Below are 569 nucleotides of genomic sequence, written 5' to 3'. Positions count from 1 at the left end.
CGCATCGCGGTGGCCCAGAGCCGGCCGGCGCGGTAGGAGGAACGCACCAGGGGCCCGGACATGACGCCGAGGAAGCCGATCTCGTCCGCCTCATTTTGCAGGTCGACGAATTCCTGCGGCTTGACCCAGCGGTCCACCGGCAGGTGCCGCTCGGACGGGCGCAGGTACTGGGTGATGGTGATCAGGTCGCAGCCGGCCTCGTGCAGGTCCCGCAGCGCCTCGGAGATTTCCTCGCGGGTCTCGCCCATGCCGAGGATCAGGTTCGACTTGGTCACCATGCCGAGCTTGCGGCCCTGGGTGATGACGTCCAGGGAGCGCTCGTAGCGGAACGCCGGGCGGATCCGCTTGAAGATCCGGGGCACGGTCTCGACGTTGTGGGCGAAGACCTCGGGCTTGGAGTCGCAGATCGCCGCGATGTGCTCGGGCTTGCCGGAGAAATCGGGGATCAGCAGTTCGACGCCGGTGCCCGGGTTCAGTTCGTGGATCTTGCGGACCGTCTCGGCGTAGAGCCAGACGCCCTCGTCGGCGAGGTCGTCGCGGGCCACGCCGGTGACGGTGGCGTAGCGCAG

At 68.4% G+C, this 569-nt stretch carries 1 protein-coding gene; it reads right to left on the bottom strand.

All coding sequences use genetic code 11. The features are described 5' to 3' along the window. A partial coding sequence (locus tag AC1DDH_RS20435) for a lipoyl synthase (protein ID WP_476956204.1) occupies positions 1–569 on the bottom strand: 569 nt, incomplete at both ends.

This window comes from Arthrobacter sp. 10T425, assembly GCF_056393985.1.
Note: the sequence above shows the minus strand (reverse complement) of the source record. Positions and strands in the feature narration are given on the sequence as shown.